The organism is Brachybacterium rhamnosum (assembly GCF_039526185.1).
Taxonomy (GTDB): Bacteria; Actinomycetota; Actinomycetes; order Actinomycetales; family Dermabacteraceae; genus Brachybacterium; species Brachybacterium rhamnosum.
The window spans coordinates 1-20,853 of the sequence record NZ_BAAAIS010000002.1 but is presented as its reverse complement, the minus strand read 5'-3'; the positions used below and the strand labels follow the sequence as shown (position 1 = coordinate 20,853).

Below are 20,853 nucleotides of genomic sequence, written 5' to 3'. Positions count from 1 at the left end.
CCGTTGCCGAATTGACGCATGGACCCGCTTTCGTAATGAGGTGAGGCGAGGCTAAGCTCGCTCGCGTGCCCCAGTCCGCCGCCCTCGCCCCGACCGTCCCCGCCCCGGCGCTGATCGGCGAGGAGCTCGTGCTCCGGTACGGCCGCACGCCCGTCGTCCACGGGGTCGACGTCGCGCTCCGGCCCGGAACGGTCACCGCCCTCCTGGGCCCCAACGGCAGCGGGAAGTCCACCGTGCTGCGCGCGCTCGCCCGGCTCCACCCGCTGAGCGGCGGCGAGGTGCGCCTGCAGGACCAGGCCGACGGTGGCCCCCGCGAGCGCTCCACCGCGCTGCTGTCCCCGATGGAGCTCGCCCGCGCGATGACCCTGTTCACCCAGACCCGCTCGAGCCCGCAGGGCCTCGCGGTGCGCGAGGTCGTGGCCTTCGGCCGCCACCCCCACCGCCGCCGCTTCGCCGGGCTCTCCCCGGCCGACCGCGCCGCGATCGACCACGCTATGGCGCTCACCGGGATCACCGCCCTCGCGGACCGCGGCGTCGGCGAGCTCTCCGGCGGCGAGATGCAGCGCGTCTGGCTCGCCTCCTGCCTCGCCCAGGACACCGGCATCGTGCTGCTCGACGAGCCCACGAACCACCTGGACCTGCGCTACCAGATCGAGACGCTCGACCTCGTGCGGGACCTCGCCGAGCTCCACGGCACCGCCGTGGGGATCGTGCTCCACGACCTCGACCACGCCGCCCGCATCGCCGACCAGGTGCTCCTCCTGTGCCGCGGCGAGGTCCACGCCGCGGGCGGCGCCGCGGAGGTGCTCACCTCCGAGCACCTCACCGCGGTCTACGAGATCCCCGTCGATGTGGTGCAGGAGCCCGGGACCGGGCGCCTGCGCATCGACGCCCGCGGCCGGCACGCCCGCCGCGAGCAGCCGGGACGGGACGCCGCGCACACCGGCGACCGCTCCGGCGACCCCGCGCTCAGCGCCGCGGCAGCCCGCGCCTGAGCACCCCGCGCCGAGGACCCCTCCGCGCGCCACCCCACCCTGACCCGAGGACCCCGATGACCCCCATGCCCCGGCGCCTCGTCGCCGCGCTCGCGAGCTCCGCCGCCGCCCTCACCCTCGCCGCCTGCGGCACCACCGAGGTCGCCGATCCCGCCACCGGCTCCGGCTCGGACGACGGCGGCGCGGCCGCCGCGATCTCCGAGAGCTGCGCCGCCGACTCGACCGCCACGAGCACCGACCCCGTCACCCTCACCGACGGCGTGGGCCGCACCGTGAAGCTCGAGAAGCCCGCCCGGAAGGTCGCTGTCCTCGAGTGGCAGCAGACCGAGGACCTCCTCAGCCTGTGCGTCGCGCCGGTCGCCGTCGCCGACGTCGAGGGCTTCACCACCTGGGACACCGCGGAGACCCTCCCCGAGGGCACGACCGACGTCGGCACCCGCGGCGAGCCCAACCTCGACGCCCTCGCCGGCGCGGACCCCGATCTCATCATCGTCGAGGTCTCCTCCGCCGACGACGAGGTCATCGCCCAGCTCGAGACGCTCGGCGTGCCGGTCCTCGCGACCGTCGGCGCCGATGCCGCGGACCCGGTCGGCCACATGAAGGAGCTCTTCACGCTGATCGGGGACGCGACCGGCCGCTCCGAGCGCGCCGACGTCGTGCTCGGCGAGTTCGACGAGCACGTCGCCGCCGCGAAGGAGGAGGTCGCCTCCGCGGACCTCCCGACCACCGACTTCGTCTACTTCGACGGCTGGGTCGACGGCGGCACCGTCTCGATCCGCCCGTTCGGCAAGGGCGCCCTGTTCAGCGCCCTCGGCGAGGAGCTCGGGCTCACCGCCGCCTGGACCGGCGAGACCGACCCGCAGTACGGCCTCGGCCAGACCGACATCGAGGGCCTGACCACGGTGGGCGAGGCGAACCTCTTCTACACCGGCACCGACGACCCGGCCGGCGACTACGTCGCCGAGCTCGAGAAGAACGAGCTCTACGCGAAGCTGCCCGCCGTGACCGAGAACCGCGCCCACGCGTTCCCCACCGGCATCTGGACCTTCGGCGGCCCGCGCTCCGCGGAGCAGGCGATCGACGCCTACGTCGACGCCATCGCCGGCTGATGCCGCGCACGGCGAGCGCACCGACGGCACCCGGGGGCCGCCCGGCCCCCGCGGGCGGGCGGCCCGCCGACGGCGCCCCGACCCCCGGCGCGATGCCGGGGCGGACCGGCGTCGCCGGCCTCGCGGGAGGGGTCCTGACCCTCGCGCTGCTCGCGCTCGCCGTCGCGGCCGTCGGCCTGTGGCACCTCACCCAGGGGACCTCCGGCATCGGGGTCGGGGACCTGCTGCGCCACCTGCTCGGCGCGGACCGCCCCGGCACCGGGCCAGCGATCGGGGAGATCCTCACCGCCTCCCGCGTGCCCCGGCTGCTCGCGGGCGTCGTCGTCGGCATCGCCCTCGGCGTCGCCGGCGCGCTCCTGCAGTCCGTCTCCCGCAACGCCCTCGCCTCCCCGGACACCCTCGCGGTGACCGCCGGCTCCTACTTCGCGATCTGCCTCGTCGCCGCGCTCGGGCTCTCGGTCCCGCTGTGGGCCTCGGGCGGGGTCGCCTTCGTGGGCGGCCTGCTCGCCGCGGGCGCCGTGCTCGCCCTCGCCGGCGGCGCCGGCACCTCGACCACGCGCCTCGTGCTCGCGGGATCTGCCGTCACCATGGCGCTCCAGGCGGGCACCTCGATGCTGCTGATCCTCTTCGAGCAGGAGACGACGGGGCTGTACGCGTGGGGCAGCGGCTCCCTCTCCCAGCTGAACCTCGACGCCTCCCTGCGCGCCCTGCCGGTGATCGCGCTCGTGCTCGCGATCGCGCTCCTGCTCTCCCGCCGCCTCGACGTGCTCGGCGCGGGGGACGACACGGCCGCGACGCTCGGCGTCCCGGTGCGGCGCACCCGCGTGCTCGCCGTGCTCGCCGCGGTCGTGCTCACCGCGACCGCGGTGACCGTCGCGGGGCCGCTCGCCTTCGTGGGGCTCGGCGCCCCCGTGCTCGCCCGGCTCGTCGCCTCGCGGGTGCCCGCCCTGCACCGCCATCTGCTGCTGGTCCCCGCGGCGGGCCTGATCGGCGCGCTCGTCGTGCTGCTCGCCGACGCGACGGTCCGTGCGGCGCTCGGCGCGACCGCCGCGGCGAGCATCCCCACGGGGGTGCCGACGGCGCTGCTGGGCGCCGTGGTGATCGTGGTCCTCGCCCGCCGGATGCGGGACGCGGGCCCCGCCCGCCGGCCCCCGGAGGCCCGGACGGGCCTGCGCTCCTCCCGGAGATTCTGGATCGTGGGCGGTGTGCTGCTGGTGCTGCTGATCGCCGTCGCTATCGGCGGGCTGCTCGGCGGGAGCCTCCTGCTGCGCACGGGGGACCTGCTGCTGTGGATCCGCGGCGACGCCCCCACCCTCGTCTCCCGCGCGCTCGGGGAGCGCCTGCCGCGGATGTCCGCCGCCGTGCTCGCGGGGGCGGCGCTCGCCCTCGCCGGCGGGATCGTCCAGTCGACCGTCCGCAACCCGCTCGCGGAGCCCGGGCTGCTGGGCATCACCGCGGGTGCCGGTCTCGGCGCGGCGCTCGTCGTGACGACGATCGGCGGCGGCCGGCCCGCGATGATCGCGCTCGCCGTGCTCATGGGCCTCGCGACCTTCGCCCTCACCGCCCTCCTCGCCCGGCAGGGCAGGGGACTGGCGCCCGAGCGCTTCGTGCTGATCGGGATCGGCGTGGGCTACGGGATGACGGCGCTGACGACCTTCGTGCTGCTGCGCTCGAACCCCTTCGACACCCCGCGCGTGCTCACCTGGCTCTCCGGCACCACCTACGGCCGCTCCCTCGCGGACGTCGTCCCGGTGCTCGTCGTGCTCGTGCTCGCCCTGCCCGTCGTGCTCGCGCTGCACCGGGAAATGGACCTGCTGACGATCGACGAGGACACCCCGCAGATCCTCGGCGTGCCCCGCGAGCGGGCGCGCCTCGTGGTGCTCGCGCTCGCCGCGGTGCTCGCCGCGATCAGCGTGGTCGCGGTCGGCGTGGTCGGCTTCGTGGGCCTCGTCGCCCCGCACCTCGCCCGTGCCCTCGTGGGCGGCCGGCACCTGCGCATGCTCCCCGTCGCGATGCTGCTGGGCGGGGTGCTCGTGGGCGTCGCGGACCTCCTGGGCCGCATGCTCATCGCCCCGGCGCAGGTGCCCGCGGGACTGCTCGTCGCCGTGATCGGCGCGCCCTACTTCCTCTGGCTGCTCTGGCGGTCCCGGGCCTGAGCCGTCGGGGCGAGCGCGGCGACGTCGGAGGCGCCGGCGTCCTTCCCGCGGCCCTTCCCGTTGCCGTTCCCGTGGCCGTTCCCGTTCCCGTTCCCCTTGCCGTGTCCATGGCCCGGGTGGTCGCCGCGCGGGTGCTGCGCCTGGACGAACACGGCGACGCTCTGCGCGGGCACCGTGGCCGTGCCCTTCTTCCAGCGGGACTCCTTCACGACCGGGTCCGCGCCCTTCGCCTGGATCCGCGAGAGGGAGAGCTTCGTGCCCTCCATCCCCTCGATCTCCTCGGTGATCGGCTCCCCGGAGGCGTTGATGACCACGACGAGGCCGTCGAGGGCCGGGTCCACGTCCTCACCGGCGGTGTCGTCGATCCGCATGACGAGCAGTCCCGGCGTCGCCTCGGGACCGGCATTGGGGAAGCTGACCTTCTGCTCGATGAGCTCCGCGTCGCCCAGGGTGAACAGCGGTGAGGAGGAGCGCAGGCGCAGCAGGTCCAGGGTGCTCGCCTCGGAGAAGGTGACGTCCTCGGCGGTCGGCCGCTTGGCGGGATCCTCGAGCATCGGGGTCATGAGGTCCCAGGCCTCGCCGTTCTTCTCCTCGGGCGGGAGACCGCGGCCGTAGCCCGTGTCCTCGCCGCTCCAGTCGATCGCGTTGAAGTGGTCGCCAGAGTCGTAGGAGTCGCGGTCCAGGGACTTCGAGCGCAGCACGTCCGTGCCGCCCGCCCAGAACGACGGGGACTGGCCGAGCGTGACCGTGGCGAGGGAGAGCGTGTTCATCCGGGCCCGGGTGGCGCTGGAAGCGTCCTGCGGCAGCTTCCACACGTTCATGTCGTACAGCGCCTCGTTGTCGTGCGCGTCGACGTAGTTCACGGACTCCTCGGGCCGGGTCGCGAAGCCTGCGGGCACGCCGTTGTAGTCCAGCTCGTCGCCGCGCGTGACCGTGCCGTCGGAGGCGAGCAGCTCGTAGTCCGCGAGGTTCCCGGCCATGCCGAGGCGGACGAGGTCCGTGCGGTGGCGCAGGTCCGCCAGCTGGGTCTCCTCGTCATCGGGGGAGGAGCCGTTGGGCATGGTCACGAGGCCGTTGCCGAAGCCCTGGTGCGTGCGCTTGTCCGTGTCGAAGGGGCTGCCGCCGTGCACCGCGTCCCGGAGCCGGTCGTTGAAGGCGCCGATCGAGGTGCCGCCCAGGTTCCCCTGGGTGGCCTGGGTGAAGCGGGCGCCGTCGGCCACCTCGCCGAAGTTCCAGCCCTCGCCGTAGAGGTAGATGCTCCTCCCGTCCACGCCGTCGCGCTCGAGGGTCAGCTCGTCCAGGGCCGCGCGCACGTCCTGCATGGTCGCCGCGGAGTGGTGCCCCATGAGGTCGAAGCGGAAGCCGTCCACGTGGTACGCGCGGGCCCACAGGACGACGGAGTCCACCATCAGCCTGTTCATCATCGCGTTCTCGGTCGCGGTGTTGGAGCAGCAGGTCGAGTTCTCGACGTCGCCGTCGAGGTCCAGCCGCTGGTAGTAGCCGGGGACCACGCGGTCCAGCACGGAGGTCTCCGCCTGGCCGCTCGCCGCGGTGTGGTTGAAGACCTGGTCGACGACGACCTGCAGGCCCATGTCGTGGATGCTGCCCACCATCGAGCGGAACTCGGCGGTGCGCTCCCCGCCCACCTGGTGTCCGGTGCGGGCGTAGGAGCCCTCGGGCGCCATGTAGTGGAAGGGGTCGTAGCCCCAGTTGTAGGCGTCCCCGCCCGCCGCGGCGGTGACCGCGGCCTGCTGCTCGGTGGAGGCGGGCCCGGCCTCGGGGATCTCGGGGGTGACCTGCGCGGAGCGCTCCTCCTCGATCGTCGCGATGTCGAAGGTGGGCAGCAGGTGCACGGTCGTCATGCCGGCATCCGCGAGCTCCCGCAGCCGCGCGGAGCCCTGCGAGTCGGGGTGCCCGAAGGCGGCGTAGGTGCCGCGGGCTTCCTCGGGGAGCTGCTCGTCCCCGGCGGAGAAGTCCCGCAGGTGCATCTCGTAGATGGTCTGGTCCGCGAACTGCTCGACGACCGGGGCGGGGGTGTCCTCCCAGATCGCGGGCGACCAGCGCGGGTCCTCGAGGTCCACGAGCATCGAGGCGGCGGAGTCGAGGGTGAGCCCCACCGAGTACGGGTCGGTGACCTCGCTCGTGACGACGCGGCCCAGCGCGGGGTCGTAGACCTCGACGGCGAAGCGGTAGGCGCGGTCCTCCCAGTCCGCGGGCCCCTCGACGCTCCACACGCCGCTGGCAGCGTCCCGCTTCAGCGGGACCTCGGTGTATCCGGCCGATCGCACGGCCGCGGGATCGGCGAGGGTCTCCGGGTCCGACGGGTCCAGGAGCTGCAGGACGACGGAGCGGGCGGTGGGCGCCCACAGGGAGAGGGAGACGCCGTCCGCGGAGACGACGGGGCCGAGCCGGGCCTCGGCGGCGGCCTCGGCATAAAGGGCGTCGAGCCCGCCGGGGACCTGCACCCCGGTGAGCGCCGTGACCCCGTCGGCCCCGGAGCGGGCGACGGCGAGCTGGCCGCGCAGGGCCTCCGCGAGCTGATCGCGGTCCACCCCCGTCAGGTCCAGGGCGAGGAAGTCCGCGAGGTGGCCGCGGCCCTCGAGCTCGGTCTCGGTGAGCCCTCCCTCGCGCAGGGTGAGCGAGCCGAGCGCCGTCCCGCCGGTGATCGCGCCCTCCTCCACGGTGATCCCGCCCTCGGGGGCGGCGAGGAGGGTGAAGGCGTCGCCGGCGGTGACCGCGCCGCCGAGGTCCGCGGGCCAGGCGATCGTGTCCGCGTCGACGAGATGGGCGCGCTGGACGCCGGTGCCGGCCACGAGTGGGTCCTCCGTCTCGATCGTCAGCAGGTGCGTCTGCGGGTCGTAGCTGAAGGTCACGACCTTGCCCTCCTTCGTCGAGAACGGGATGTCCGCGCCGCCGGCGGCGCCGCCCTCACCGTAGTTCTCGTCCCAGGAGCGGTCGTGGGCGACCTTCACGGCGTAGGAGCCCTCGGGCAGCGCCGTGGTGGTGAAGGTGTACAGGCCGTCGCCGTCGGCGTCCTGCATCCAGGTGGCCATGCACTCCGGTGCCCAGTCCCCGGGGCAGCCGAGCGCCGCGTCGATCGTCCCGGGGAGGGTGATCAGCGGGCCGTCGGCCGTGGTGGCGACGACATGGGTCGTGGGGTCGTACCAGAAGCTGATCTCCCCGCCCTCGTGGTGCAGCGGCACGTCGGCCCCGCCGGGCACGCCGCCGGCGCCGTAGCTCACGTCCCAGGTCCCGCCCTCGGCCACCTTGTAGGTGTAGTCCCCGGCCGGGAGCTCGGCGTCCAGCGTGTACTTCCCGGAATCGGCGTCGAGGGTCATCGCGGTCGCCGTGCAGTCCGGCTGCCAGTCGCCGGGGCAGCCGAGCGCGGTGCCGAAGGACCCGGGGAGGGTCACGAGGGTCCCGGTCGTCCCCGTGCCGTCCGGTGCGGCAGGGGCGGCGGGAGCGGCTGGCGCCTGCGGGGCGGGCAGCGCGCTCGCCGGCCCGGTGCCGATCAGGCACGCGGCGAGCAGCAGCAGCCCGCTCAGCGCGGCGAGCACCCGGGCTAGCGGCGAGGCGATGGGGAGGAGGCGGGGGAGCGGCATGCGGGGGACTCCTTCGTCCGGTGCCGGCGGGCGTGGGTGGGGGCCGCGTGGGGGCGCGGCGGTACCGGGGCGGGGCGGGGCGGTTCTTGCGGATCTTGCAGGCCACCCGGGGCATCGATGCGCAGGGGACCTGCCACGAACCTACGAGCTGCGGCAGCGACCTTCAACCGTGCAGGCAGAACTTGCAAGAACTTTCAGCTCGGGAAGGGGTTCACGGGACCGGCGCGAGCACGTCCACGAGCGAGAAGAGATCCTTCGGGTCGTCGGGATCGGCCACGAGGTCCACGGAGGCCTCCAGGTCCGTGCCCGCGGTCGCGTCGCGTGCGCAGCGCAGCGCGGAGAAGTCCGAGATGGCGAAGCCCACCGAGTCGAGCACCGTGATCTCCTCCGCGTCGCGGCGTCCCGGCGCGGCGCCCGTGAGCACCTCCCACAGCTCGGTCACGGGGAAGTCCGGCGCCAGCTGCTGGATCTCGCCCTCGATGCGGGTCTGCGGGGTGAACTCGACGACCACGCGGGCCCGCTCGAGGAGCGCGGCCTCGAGCTCGGTCTTGCCGGGGCAGTCGCCGCCGATCGCGTTGACGTGCACGCCGGGCCGCACCTGGTCCGCCCGCAGCACCGTCGCCCGGGTCTTGTCCGCGGTGCAGGTGGTGATGACGTCCGCCCCGTCGACCGCCTCGTCCACCGTTCCGGCGTCGTGGATCCGGAAGCCGAGCGGCTCGAGGTTCCGGCGCAGCTTGGCCATGGCCGCCGGGTCGACGTCGACCACGCGCAGCTCCTCGATCCCCAGCAGTCCGCGCATCGCGAGGGCCTGGAACTCGGACTGCGAGCCGGCGCCCACGAGGGCGAGCACGCGGGAGTCCGGGCGGGCCAGGTACCGGGCCGCGAGGGCGGAGAGCGCGGCCGTGCGCAGCGCCGTCAGCAGCGTCATCTCCGCGAGGAACACGGGATAGCCGTTGTCGACGTCGGCCAGGGCGCCGAACGCGGTGACGGTCTGGAAGCCGCGGGCGGGGTTCGAGGGGTGGCCGTTGACGTACTTGAAGGAGTACGTCTCGCCGTCGGAGGTGGGCATGAGCTCGATGACGCCGAGCGGCGTGTGGCTCGCGATGCGCGGGATCTTCTCGAAGCTCTCCCAGCGCCGGTAGTCCGCCTCGAGGTACTGCGCCATGCGGGTGAGGATCCGCTCCGCGCCGTCGCGCCGGATCCATCGCGCCGCACCCGTCACGTCGAGCAGCTGGGTCATCGTCCTCACCTCCGGGGCGGGCCGGTCGGGGGCCGGCAGGGAGTCCTGGCCGTCATCGTAGGACCCCGCACCGGCCGCCGCCGCGGGAATGCACGGACGGGCCCGGCCGCCCCGAGGGAGCGACCGGGCCCGTCCGTGGGGAAGGTCCGGCGGGGAGGTCAGTACTCGATGACCACGCGGCCGTCGATCTTGCCCTCCTTCATCTCACCGAGGATCTGGTTGATGTCCTCGAGGGGGCGCTTGGTGAAGGTCGGGTGGATCTTCCCGGCCGCGTAGAACTCGATCGCCTCCGCGAGGTCCTGACGGGTGCCGACGATCGAGCCGCGGATCGTGAGGCCCTTGAGCACGATGTCGAAGATCGGGGCGGGGAAGTCGCCCGGGGGCAGGCCGTTGAAGACGATCGTCCCGCCGCGGCGGGTCATGCCGATCGCCTGGCCGAATGCCTTGGGGTGCACGGCCGTGACGAGCACGCCGTGGCTGCCGCCCACCTTCTCCTGGATGACGGCGACCGGGTCCTCGCTCGACGCGTCGACGACGATCTCCGCGCCGTGCTTCGTGGCGAGGTCGAGCTTCTCCTGGGCGATGTCCACCGCGATCACGCGCATGCCCATCGCGACCGCGTACTGCACGGCGATGTGGCCGAGGCCGCCGATCCCGGAGATGACGACCCACTCGCCGGGGCGTACCTCGGTGCGCTTGAGGCCCTTGTAGACGGTGACGCCGGCGCACAGCACGGGGGCGATCTCGTAGGGGTCCGCGCCCTCGGGGATGCGGGCCGCGAACTTGGTGTCCACGAGCATGTACTGGCCGAAGGAGCCGTCGACGCTGTAGCCGCCGTTCTCTTGCTGCTCGCACAGCGTCTCCCAGCCGGTGCGGCAGTACTGGCAGTCGCCGCAGGCGCTCCACAGCCAGGCGTTGCCGATCGTGTCGCCGACCTCGACGTCCTCGACGCCCTCGCCGATCTTCTCGACGACGCCCACGCCCTCGTGGCCGGGGACGAAGGGCGGGGAGGGCTTCACGGGCCAGTCGCCCTCGGCGGCGTGGAGGTCGGTGTGGCACACGCCGGAGGCGATGAGCTTGACGAGGGCCTGGCCGCGGCCGGGCTCGGGGAGGGTGTAGTCCTCGACGGTGAGCTCGCTGCCGAACTCGTGGACGACGGCGGCGGTCATGGTGCTGGTCATCGTTCTCTCTCCTTGATCGGCCCGTCATCGGGCGCGGGGTGAGGGCGGGACGTCGGCAGGGTGCCGGCGGACCGTTCGTGCTGTCTTCGGTCGGACTCCGCGACGGTGGTCGCCGCGGTGCTGCCGACGGGGGCGGGGCGGGCGCCGGGCGGCGCGGCTCGGCCGCCCCCGTCGGGGCTCGGGGTCGGCTCAGAAGAAGCCGAGCTTCTGCTCCGAGTAGGAGACGAGGAGGTTCTTCGTCTGCTGGTAGTGGTCGAGCATCATGAGGTGGTTCTCGCGGCCGATGCCGGAGGACTTGTACCCGCCGAACGCGGCGTGCGCGGGATAGGAGTGGTAGTTGTTCACCCACACGCGGCCGGCCTGGATGGCCCGCCCGGCGCGGTAGATGGTGTTCTGCTGCCGGCTCCACACGCCCGACCCGAGCCCGTAGAGGGTGTCGTTGGCGATCGAGATCGCCTCGTCGTAGTCGGAGAAGCGGGTCAGGGCGAGGACAGGACCGAAGATCTCCTCCTGGAAGATCCGCATCGAGTTGTCCCCCTCGAACACGGTGGGGGTCACGTAGTAGCCGCCGGAGAGGTCGCCGCCGAGGTCGGCGCGCTCGCCGCCGGTGAGCAGCTTCGCGCCCTCCTGGGTGCCGATGTCGATGTAGGACAGGATCTTCTCGAGCTGGTCGTTGCTCGCCTGCGCGCCGATCATCGTGTCGGTGTCCAGCGGGTCGCCCTGCTTGGTGGCCTTCACCCGCTCGAGGCCGTCGGCCACGAAGGAGTCGAAGATGCTGTCCTGGACGAGGGCGCGCGAGGGGCAGGTGCAGACCTCGCCCTGGTTCAGGGAGAACATCGCGAAGCCCTCGAGGGCCTTGTCGTAGTAGGAGTCCTTCTGCGCGGCGACGTCCTCGAAGAAGAGGTTCGGGCTCTTGCCGCCCAGCTCGAGGGTCACCGGGATGAGGTTCTGGCTCGCGTACTGCATGATCAGGCGGCCGGTCGTGGTCTCACCGGTGAAGGCGATCTTCGCGATGCGCTTGTTCGAGGCGAGCGGCTTGCCGGCCTCGACGCCGAACCCGTTGACGATGTTGACGACGCCCTCGGGGAGCAGGTCGCCGATGAGCTCGAAGAGCACGAGGATCGAGGCGGGGGTCTGCTCGGCGGGCTTGAGCACCACGCAGTTGCCGGCCGCGAGGGCGGGGGCGAGCTTCCAGACGGCCATGAGGATCGGGAAGTTCCACGGGATGATCTGGCCGACCACGCCGAGCGGCTCGTGGAAGTGGTAGGCGACCGTGTCCTCGTCGATCTGGGAGAGCGCGCCCTCCTGGGCGCGGATCGCGCCGGCGAAGTAGCGGAAGTGGTCGATCGCGAGCGGGATGTCCGCGTTGAGGGTCTCCCGCACGGGCTTGCCGTTGTCCCAGGTCTCGGCGACGGCGATGTGCTCGAGGTTCTCCTCGATGCGGTCGGCGATCCTGTTGAGGATCACCGCGCGCTCGGCGGGGGAGGTCGTGTTCCAGGTGGGGGCCGCGGCGTGGGCGGCGTCGAGCGCCAGCTCCACGTCCTCCGCGGTCGAGCGGGCGACCTCGGTGAAGACCTCGCCGGTGACCGGCGTGGGGTTCTGGAAGTACTCGCCCTTGGTGGGCGGCACCCACTGGCCCCCGATGTAGTTCTCGTAGCGGGAGCGGAAGGAGACCTTCGCTCCCTCGGTGCCGGGGCGTGCATAGACGGTCATGAGGTTCCCTTCGTCGCGAACGTAACTGCCGTCCGTTCCGTCGCCGGGGACCGATCGGGGTCCGACGGCGGCGTCGGAGTAGGTCGACTGTAATCCGGGTCACGTTGCGGCGACGTTGCGCGGCCGCTGCGGTGCTCAGAGGCCGGTGCCGCGCAGCTCCTCGAGCCGCACCACGGCCTCCGCGCGCTCGGGGGCGTCCGGCGGGGCGAGGGACAGCACCGCCATGAGCACGTCCTCGCCCTCCCGGGCCTCGGGGAGCTGCGAGTACCTCCACAGCTGGTCCCAGCTGCCGTTGTCCATGAGCAGCTGGTGCACGAGCGCGGCCGTGCGCTCCCGCAGGTCACGGATCGCGGGGGCGTCGGAGGAGGGCAGCAGCGCGCCGCGGTAGCTCGCGAGCACCTGGTCCACGTCACCGCGGGTGATCGCCTCCCGCGCCTCGTGGAGGTCGCTCGTGATCCCGCCCGTGAGGCGGTAGGGCCGAGAGGCGAGGCCGGGCCGGGAGGCCTCGGGGCCGGGCAGCGCGGCGAGCACCTTGCGCAGGCGCACGAGCTCCGCGCGCACGGTCCCCTCGGCAGCGCCGGAGTCGTGGAGGTCCTGGGCGATCTCCCCGCCGCTCAGGCCGTCGCCGGCCCGGTGCAGGAGCGTGAGCAGCTCCGCGTGCCTTCCGCTCAGCTCCACCTGCTCCCCGCCGACGACGAGCAGGGGCGTGCGCCGGCCGAGCACGAGCAGCCGCGCGGCGGGGGACGCCTCAGCAGCGGGCCGGGCCGAGACGATCGGGAAGGACCGGGGGGAGGAGGCCGTCGGCACGGTGGAGTCGGAGCCGGAGCCGCCTCGGCCGGCGGACTCCTCGGCGAGCAAGGAGCGCAGCTCCTCCTCCGCGGCGCGGGCGGCGGAGGCGAGCAGGGGCAGCACGAGCGGGGCGACGGCTTCTTCGCCGCCGGTGACGTCGATGACCCCGAGGGTCTGCCGGGTGAGCGGATGGAGGACGGGCACCGCGGAGCAGCTCCAGGGGTGGACCGCCTCGACGAAGTGTTCCGCGCCCACGACCTGCGCGGCCGCGCTCGTGGAGAGGGCGAGGGCGGGGGCGGAGGTGCCCATCGCCCGCTCGGACCAGTCCACGCCGGGGGCGAAGCCCATCCGCTCGGCCCGGGAGAGCATCGACCGCTGGCCCTCGACCCACAGCAGGCGGCCGCCCGCGTCGCCGAGGGCGACCACGAGCCCGGCGGAGACCGCGGGGTCGATGAGCCGGTCGCGCAGCAGCGGCAGCACGCGGGCGAAGAGGTGCTCGCGCCGCAGCTCCTCGAGATCGTCGTCCACGACCGCCGGGTCGACGGCCGCGGCGCCGCGGGCGGCGAGGCTCGCGATCGAGCGCACCCAGCTCTCGAGCACGGGCGCGCGGACGGCGCCGAGAGTGCCCCGTGCGGGATCGAGCGCGGAGCGCAGGTCCTCGTGGGCGCGCAGCACCTGCTGCTGGTAGGCGCGCTCGGTGGGCGGGACCGGGGAGGCGGTCATCGCGCTCCTCGGTCGCCGATGCCGCCGTGGTCGCGGCGGTCTGACCCGCGCGCGCAGGCGCCCGCGAGCCGTGCTCGGTCGGTCACGATCCACCTCGTCGTCCGTCGTGCCGGGAATGGTCCGACGGTACCCGCGGCGACGGGGGAGGGCAACGGTGCCCGGCACCGACGGGGAGGCGGGGGAGAGGACGCGCGAGGGGCGAGGCCCCGCGCGCGGTGATCATGCGGTGACCTCCGCGAGCAGCTCGAGCACGTGGCGGTACTCCTGCCCGGTCGCGGCGTGCATGCCCAGCTCGCAGGTACGGTTCGCGCTCACGTACGCCGCGGTGGGGCGGGCGGCGACCTCGGCGGCCTCCGCGGCGGTCGCGGAGGCGGTGAGCTCGGGGTGCAGCATGCCGCGGTCCCCGGCGTAGGCGCAGCATCCCCAGGCGACGGGCACGACGACCTCCTCCGCCGCGGCCTCGGCGAGGGCGACGAGGTCCTCGGTCGCGCCGAGCGCGGTCGTGGAGCACGTGGGGTGCACGGTCACCGAGGGCACGCGCCGTCTGACCTCGAGGAGGGGGAGGAGGTGACGGCGGGCGAAGGTCACGGCGTCGATCACCTCGACGTCCACGCCCTCGCGGTGCAGGCTCTCGAGGGCGCCGAGCACGCCCTCGGTGCAGCTCGCGGCGTCGACGACGACCGGCAGCGCTCCGTCCTGCGTCGCCGAGCGCAGGCTGCGGCGCAGGTGCTCGTGCATGCGCTCCTTCGCCGCGGTCATGCCCTTCGAGGAGAACGGCGTCCCGCAGCACAGGGAGGCGGCGTCGTCGGGGACGGCGAGGCGCACCCCGGCCCGCTCGGCGAGCACCGCGAGCGCCCCGGGGGCCCCGGCGCCGGCCGTGCCCCCGGTGCTCCCGGAGCCGAACATCGTGTGGACGCACGCGGGGAGGTGCACGGCCGCGGTCACGGCGGAGGCCCGGCCCCGACCGCCGGCCTGGCGCACGGCCCCGCCGCGGCGGGGGAGCTCCGCCGTGTAGGCGGGCACGCGGTCCGCGCCGAGCAGCGCCCGCGCCGCCCCGGTGGCCGCGGCGGGGAGGGCACGGGGCAGCGCTCCGGCCGCACCCATCGCGAGGGAGGCTCCGCGCGTGACCGTGTCCCAGCTCCCGGCCGCGGCGGCCCAGGCCGCGCCCTCGAGCGGGCCGGCCTCCTCGGCGCGCAGGCGTCGTACGAGGTCCCCGGTGTTGATGCCCACGGGGCAGGCGCTCTGGCACATGCCGTCCGCCGCGCAGGTCGCGAGGCCCTCGTACGGGTAGGCCTCGCGGATCGCACGGGCGGTGCCCTCGTCCCCGGAGCGCTCCGCGGCGCGCAGGTCGCGGCGCAGCACGATCCGCTGCCGCGGTGTGAGGGTGAGGTCGCGGCTGGGGCACACGGGCTCGCAGTACCCGCACTCCACGCAGCGGTCCACCTCCTCCTCGACCTCGACCACGGGCTTGAGATCACGCATGTGGGCCCGGGGGTCGTCGGTGAGCACCACGCCGGGGTTGAGGATCCCCTCCGGGTCCACGAGCGCCTTGATCTCCCGCATCACGGCGTGCAGCGCGGGGCCGTACTGCCGCTCCACGAAGGGCGCCATCACGCGTCCCGTGCCGTGCTCGGCCTTGAGGTTCCCGCCGTGGTCCAGCACCAGCTCGACCATGTCCTCGGTGAAGGCCTCGAGCCGGTCCCCGCGGTCCAGGTGCTCGTCGAGCAGGAAGTGGATGTTGCCGTCCTTCGCGTGGCCGAAGATCACCGCGCCGTCGTAGCCGTGGCGGGTGAAGAGATCCTGCAGTCCCGCGCAGGTCGCCTCCAGGGCCGGCACCGGCACCGCGACGTCCTCGAGCAGGGCGGTGGAGCCGGCGGGCCGGGCCCCGGCGACCGCCGCGTACAGCCCCTTGCGGGCCGTCCAGAGGGCGGAGCGGCGGCCCGGATCGATGGTCATGGCGAAGCCGGCGGCGGGGTCGAGAACGCGAGCGAGCTGCTCCGCCCTGCCCACACGGTCCTGGAGCTCCGCGGGGTCGTCGGCGCGCTGCTCGAGCAGCAGCGCCGCATGACCGCGCACGTCGAGCGCGGTGATCTCCTGCGGGGCACCCGGGAGGGCGCGGGCGACCTCGAGCGAGCGCGCGTCGAGCAGCTCGACGGTCGCGAAGCCCTGCTCGGTGAGGGCGGGCAGCGCGGCCGTCGCGCGGCGCAGGTCCGGCAGCACGAGCAGCCCGGTCGCGGTGTGCGCGGGCACGGCGACCGTCCGGAAGACCGCCGAGGAGACGAAGGCGAGGGTCCCCTCGGAGCCGATGACGAGGTGGGCGAGCATCTGGGCGGGCTCGTCGAAGTCGAGCAGCGCGTTGATCCCGTAGCCCATCGTGTTCTTCAGGGCGAAGCGCTCGCGGATCACGCGCACCGCCTCCGGATCCGCCCGCACGCGCGCCGCGAGCGCGTCGAGGCCCGCGTGGAGGGCGGGCTCCGCCTCGCGCAGGAGGGCGTCGGCGCGGGGGTCGGAGGTGTCCAGCACCGTGCCGGAGGGGAGCACGCAGCGCAGCGACTCGAGGGTGCGGTACGTGTTCTCCGTGATGCCGGCGGCCATGCCGGAGGAGTTGTTCGCGATGATCCCGCCGATCGTGCACGCCGCCTCCGAGGCCGGGTCCGGCCCCAGGCGCCGTCCGTGCGGGGCGAGGCGCGCATTGACCTCGCGCAGCGTCGCACCCGGTCCCACCCGCACCCGGGCGCCGCCCTCGAGCACCTCGACCCCGCGGAATCCGCGGCGCACGTCGGCGAGCACCGAGGAGGTCTGCGCCTGCCCGGAGAGGCTCGTCCCGCCGGAGCGGAAGGTCACCGGGCGCTGCTCCTGCACCATCCGTGCGAGCAGCGCCGCGACCTCCGCCTCGTCCCGGGGCACCGCGACCGCCGCGGGCAGCAGCAGGTAGTGGGAGGCGTCGTGGGAGAGCGCATGGCGGGTGACGGGCGAGGTGTCCAGCGACGGTGCGGGGCTCATGCGCCCACGCTATCCCCGCACGGCCCGCCCCTCCGGCGCGGGGGACCGGTACGGTCGGGGCGTGACCAGCGCACTGAGCACCTACCTCGACCGCCTGACCACCGAGCTCTCCGCGGCCGCGTGCACGGAGACCGACGACGCCGCCCCGCAGGACGCGGTGCTGCTGGACCGCGGCATCATCGGCTCCGCGGAGGTGGCCGGTGAGATCCCCGAGCTGTCCCGCCTCTCCGGCGCCCGGGAGGACCACGTCGGCGTCGCCCTGTGCGGGATCGACGGGGAGATCCTCGGCGCCGGGAACGGCCGCGAGCACGCCTTTCCCGTGCAGTCGATCTCGAAGGCGTTCGCCTACGGCGCCGCGATCGACCTCCACGGCATGGAGCACGTGGACTCCGTCGTGGACGAGGAGCCCACGGGGGAGGAGTTCAACGCCCTCAGCCTGGACCCGCACACCAAGAAGCCCAAGAACCCGCTCGTGAACATCGGCGCGATCCGCACCCACGCGATGCTCGGCGCCGAGCAGTCCGAGCGCACCCAGCGCCTGCGCGCCGTGCTCGACGCCGCGGCCGGGCGCCCGCTCGAGCTGCACCGTGAGACCTTCGAGGAGGAGCTCGGCACCGCGGACCGCAACCTCGCGCTCGCCTACATGCTGCGCGCCGCGGGTTCGATGGAGGAGGACGCCGCGGAGGTCGTGGGCGGCTACGTCGAGGGCTGCGCCGTGCTCACCACCGTCACGGACCTCGCGGTGATGGCCGCGACCCTCGCCTCCGGCGGCACCAACCCGCTCACGGGGGAGCGCGTCTTCTCCCGCGTCGCGGCGCGGCAGGTGCTCTCCGTGATGATGACCTGCGGCATGTACGACAACGCGGGGGACTGGGTGAGCGACGTCGGCCTGCCCGCGAAGTCCGGGGTGGGCGGCGGGATCATCGCGGCGCTGCCCTCCCGCTTCGGCGTCGCGAGCTACGCCCCGCAGCTGGACCTCCACGGGAACTCGGTGCGCGGCACCCTCTTCTTCGAGCGGTTCAGCGCGGACTTCGCCCTGCACCTCCTGGACGGCGTGCCCCCGTGGGACCTCCACGAGCGCGCCGAGGAGCTGATCCGGGAGAGGCACGTCGAGCACGGGGACGATCGCTAGACTCCCGTCCATGAGTTCTGCCGCGAGCAACGACCTGGTCCGACGTCCCTTCGAGGGGCTGCCGAACGAGCGGGACCTGGTGGCCATGCGCCAGCTGGTCCCCGCCGCGACCGCCCCGGCGCGCACCACCGCCGAGCACGGGGACGTCCCCGTCGTGCTCGCGACGATCCTGCCGATGGCCTGGCCCGCGGTGCGCCGCTCCGACGGCTCCGTCATCGTCGGCGTCCAGGCGAGCTACCCGGGAGGGGACCTCTCCCGCGGGATCGGGCAGGCGCTCGCCTCCGCGCTCGCGTCCGAGCCCGGCACCCCCGTCACCGCCGTCGAGGTCACGGCGGAGTCCCCGCGGCTGCAGGACCTGCTGGACCCCGCCTCGATCGGCGAGCTGGCCGTGCACGACACCTTCGACTTCTGGCTGGACCCGGGTGCCGAGCGCACCGCGGAGATCGAGCACTCCCTGCAGCACGCGAACGAGTCGATCATGGCGACCGCCGCGGTGGACGGCCTCCCGTCCGCGTTCTGGGTGGACGCCGGGGCGAAGGAGCACCTCCGCTGGGTGCTCGATGCGGACGAGGACCGCGTCATCGACGCCGTCACCCGCCTGCACGCGCGGCGCGAGTCCGCGATCGGCGAGGGCACGAAGTACGTGGGCTCCTTCCGCGCGGAGGGCATGACGATCCCTGTCTGGGACCTGCCCGAGGGCTACGGGGCCGCCGGCGTCGCCTCGGAGGCGGAGGCCTTCCGCTCCCGCTTCGAGGAGGCGCTCGCGAGCACGGACCCGCTCACGCCCGCCGAGCGGCGCGCCCGCGGCGGCATCGTCGCGCGGCAGGTGACCCTGCGATGAGCACCGCGGGGCCGCTCGCGGCGAACCGTCCTGAGCGGGTCGCCGTGGTGATCCCCGCCAAGAACGAGGCGGAGCGGATCGAGGCGACGATCGACGCGGCGCGCACGCTCGTGGGCGTGGACCTCGTGGTCGTCGTCGACGACGGCTCCACCGACTCGACCGCCGCGATCGCCATGGGCGCGGGCGCGGTCGTCGTCCGCCACCGGGTGAACCGGGGCAAGGCCGCCGCGATGGGGACGGGCGCTCAGCTCGTGGCCCTGCGGGAGGCGGCCGCGACGGCCGACGGCGGTGCGGACTTCACCGAGGAGATCCACGCCGAGCCCCGGGTCGCCGGCCACACGGGCCCGCTGCCGGTCATCGTCGACCATGAGGCCGACGACGCGCCCGTGCAGCGGGCACTGCTCTTCCTCGACGCGGACATGGGGGCCTCCGCCTCCGCCGCGCAGCCCCTCGTGGACGCCGTGCTCGTGACGGGGGTCGACATGGCGATCGCGCTGCTGCCCCCGCAGGTGGGCGCCTCCGGCATGGGGATCGTGGTGCGCACGAGCCGCAACGGGATCCGCCGGGCCACCGGATGGGAGCCGCAGCAGCCGCTCTCGGGCACCCGCTGCATCACCCGCGAGGCGTGGGAGGCCGTGCAGCCGCTCGCCGGCGGGTGGGGTGTGGAGACCGGGCTCAGCATCGACGCGGTCACCGCGGGGTTCTGGGTGAAGGAGATCCCCTGCGACCTCCACCATCGGGCGACCGGCAAGGATCTGCGCGGGCAGCTGCATCGCGCCGCCCAGCTCCGGGACGTGGTGCGCGCCCTCGCCGCGCGTCGGCGCCTGTCCCCGGAGATCTCGGGGGAGGAGGCCGACGGCGCCGTCGTCGAGGACGGCACCTCTCCCGAGCCGTCCGCGGTCGAGGCTCGTGCCGTCACCGCGCAGGACGACCCCGAGGGGTCCGTGGCGCCCCTCGGACCAACGGCACCCGGCACGGTCATGACGGAGGACGCCGAGGCCCCGAGCTCTCTCGCCCCTCCCGCCGCGTCACGCCCCGGGCCCCGCGCCGTCGAGACGGTCATGGGTGAGCACACCGGCGCGTCCGGCGTGGCCGACGGCGAGGAGGCCGACGCGCTCGGAAAGGGCGAGGACGAGCGGACCGACGCGCGCGCCGATCAGGCAGCAGCGATCGCCGAGGAGGGGGAGGAGCAGCCCCCGGCGCCAACTCACTCCCTGGACGCGGATCCCGACACCGCTGAGGTCACCGCATCCGAGCCTGCACCTGCACCTGCGGCCGCTGATGCCCTCGCACCCGCTGCTCTCCCTGCCCCGGGCCCGGCACCGTCCTCCTCGAGCCCGAGCGCCACCGCCGCGGCCGGCGCCGGCCGGCGCGCGGGGACGACGGGCGGGACCGCCTGGGTGCGCCCCACCGTTCTCAGGGAGCGCCTCGCCGCGCTCCCGGTGGACGGCGAGTTCTCGGAGGGCGACGTGATCCGCCTGGAGGACACGGACATCGAGGCGCTGGACCGCGCGCTGAGGGGTCTCCCTGTCGAGGGGCTCTTCGACACCGACGACATCGCCTATCTGGCGGGGGTGGATCTCGACGCTCTGGCCACCCGGCTGCACGCCGCCCCGGTGACCGGGCCGTTCGCGCCGATCCACGCGGTGATCATCGCGTCCCACCTGGGATCGCCGGAGCCCCGGATCCCCGAGGCGCTGCGCGACTCCCTCGCGGCGGACGAGTACACCTCCCTCGTGGTCCATGAGGCGGTGGACGCCCAGAACAGCGCCCCGTCCGAGGGCGGGGACCGAGATCGCCCGTCCCGCTGAGCGATTCGAGGGCTGGATCCGCCTCTGACCTGCGGTGATGTAGCTCGGGGCGGGAAAGTGGCCGAGGCCACTCCGAAAAGGGGCCTCTCGAGTTGACCGGGCCCGGGGATCCACGTAATGTTCTTCCTCGTGCCCGGGAGATCGGGACAGCGGGAAGGCCAGCAGTGGCGGAACGCGAAATCGACTCCCACCAGGCTCTTCGGATAACTTCAGAACTGATGAGGCGCGGTTCACACCGCACCGAATTGACATGGAGAACCGGATCCCCTAAGTTATAGGGGTTGCCTCGGAGCGAGGAACTCGGAAGGGTTCTGATACTGAGTGCGCGTGTTGCTTGATATCTCAATAGCGTGTCTATTTGTTGATGCCAATATTTGATTGGCAGAATATACGGATGATTAGCAGTTACATGCTGGTTGTTTGTTTTTTTGTCAGGTTTATAGTTTTTCATGTTTTTTCATGGAGAGTTTGATCCTGGCTCAGGACGAACGCTGGCGGCGTGCTTAACACATGCAAGTCGAACGATGACGACCGAGCTTGCTCGGTCTGATTAGTGGC

The 20,853-nt window shown here is 73.7% G+C and carries 12 protein-coding genes and 1 rRNA gene; 7 read left to right on the top strand and 6 right to left on the bottom strand.

What is annotated here, in order from left to right:
- The first annotated feature begins 65 nt into the window (after positions 1 to 65).
- The 3 genes from ABD080_RS01980 (at position 66) to ABD080_RS01970 (ending at position 4,260) form a co-directional block, all read left to right on the top strand.
- Positions 66 to 995: an ABC transporter ATP-binding protein gene (locus tag ABD080_RS01980; RefSeq protein ID WP_343903444.1), complete on the top strand. Its 930-nt coding sequence runs from the start codon at positions 66 to 68 to the stop codon at positions 993 to 995.
- 56 nt (positions 996 to 1,051) lie between these two features.
- The gene (locus ABD080_RS01975) at positions 1,052 to 2,104 is read left to right on the top strand and encodes an iron-siderophore ABC transporter substrate-binding protein (RefSeq protein WP_343903443.1); all 1,053 of its coding nucleotides are present in this window, start codon (positions 1,052 to 1,054) and stop codon (positions 2,102 to 2,104) included.
- A 92-nt stretch (positions 2,105 to 2,196) separates the two neighbouring features.
- Positions 2,197 to 4,260 carry an iron ABC transporter permease gene (locus ABD080_RS01970; protein WP_343903442.1) on the top strand — a complete coding sequence of 688 codons (2,064 nt, stop codon included), beginning with the start codon at positions 2,197 to 2,199 and terminating at the stop codon, positions 4,258 to 4,260.
- On the opposite strand, the gene pulA is transcribed toward ABD080_RS01970, so the two are convergent.
- The 6 genes from pulA to ABD080_RS01940 all read right to left on the bottom strand — a co-directional run bounded on the left by pulA (position 4,224) and on the right by ABD080_RS01940 (position 16,511).
- Entirely contained in the window at positions 4,224 to 7,862 is a 3,639-nt protein-coding gene (pulA, locus tag ABD080_RS01965; protein ID WP_343903441.1) for a pullulanase-type alpha-1,6-glucosidase, read from the bottom strand. The two genes, ABD080_RS01970 and pulA, sit on opposite strands and share 37 nt — an antisense overlap.
- Positions 7,863 to 8,073: 211 nt before the next feature.
- A complete protein-coding gene (locus tag ABD080_RS01960; RefSeq protein WP_137768890.1) occupies positions 8,074 to 9,102 on the bottom strand; it encodes an ornithine cyclodeaminase in 1,029 nt (342 codons plus the stop codon).
- Positions 9,103 to 9,260: 158 nt separating this feature from the next.
- The gene (gene adhP, locus ABD080_RS01955) at positions 9,261 to 10,283 is read right to left on the bottom strand and encodes an alcohol dehydrogenase AdhP (RefSeq protein WP_137768889.1); all 1,023 of its coding nucleotides are present in this window, start codon (positions 10,281 to 10,283) and stop codon (positions 9,261 to 9,263) included.
- A gap of 189 nt (positions 10,284 to 10,472) precedes the next feature.
- Entirely contained in the window at positions 10,473 to 11,996 is a 1,524-nt protein-coding gene (gene exaC, locus ABD080_RS01950; RefSeq protein WP_343903440.1) for an acetaldehyde dehydrogenase ExaC, read from the bottom strand.
- Between the two features lie 135 nt (positions 11,997 to 12,131).
- Positions 12,132 to 13,508, bottom strand: a complete 1,377-nt coding sequence (locus ABD080_RS01945; RefSeq protein WP_343903439.1) for a helix-turn-helix domain-containing protein — start codon at positions 13,506 to 13,508, stop codon at positions 12,132 to 12,134.
- A gap of 219 nt (positions 13,509 to 13,727) precedes the next feature.
- Positions 13,728 to 16,511, bottom strand: coding sequence for an FAD-binding and (Fe-S)-binding domain-containing protein (locus ABD080_RS01940; RefSeq protein WP_343903438.1), 2,784 nt, complete (start codon positions 16,509 to 16,511; stop codon positions 13,728 to 13,730).
- 61 nt (positions 16,512 to 16,572) lie between these two features.
- On the opposite strand from ABD080_RS01940, the gene glsA reads away from it, so the two are divergent.
- The 4 genes from glsA to ABD080_RS01920 form a co-directional block, all read left to right on the top strand.
- Positions 16,573 to 17,643 carry a glutaminase A gene (glsA, locus tag ABD080_RS01935; RefSeq protein ID WP_168197978.1) on the top strand — a complete coding sequence of 357 codons (1,071 nt, stop codon included), beginning with the start codon at positions 16,573 to 16,575 and terminating at the stop codon, positions 17,641 to 17,643.
- Between the two features lie 10 nt (positions 17,644 to 17,653).
- The gene (locus ABD080_RS01930; RefSeq protein WP_343903437.1) at positions 17,654 to 18,484 is read left to right on the top strand and encodes a DUF5926 family protein; all 831 of its coding nucleotides are present in this window, start codon (positions 17,654 to 17,656) and stop codon (positions 18,482 to 18,484) included.
- Complete coding sequence (locus ABD080_RS01925) at positions 18,481 to 20,295, top strand: glycosyltransferase family 2 protein (protein ID WP_240811167.1); 1,815 nt, start codon at positions 18,481 to 18,483, stop codon at positions 20,293 to 20,295. Before ABD080_RS01930 ends, ABD080_RS01925 begins: the two co-directional genes overlap by 4 nt.
- A 456-nt stretch (positions 20,296 to 20,751) precedes the next feature.
- Positions 20,752 to 20,853, top strand: a 16S ribosomal RNA gene (locus ABD080_RS01920); the annotation flags it as partial.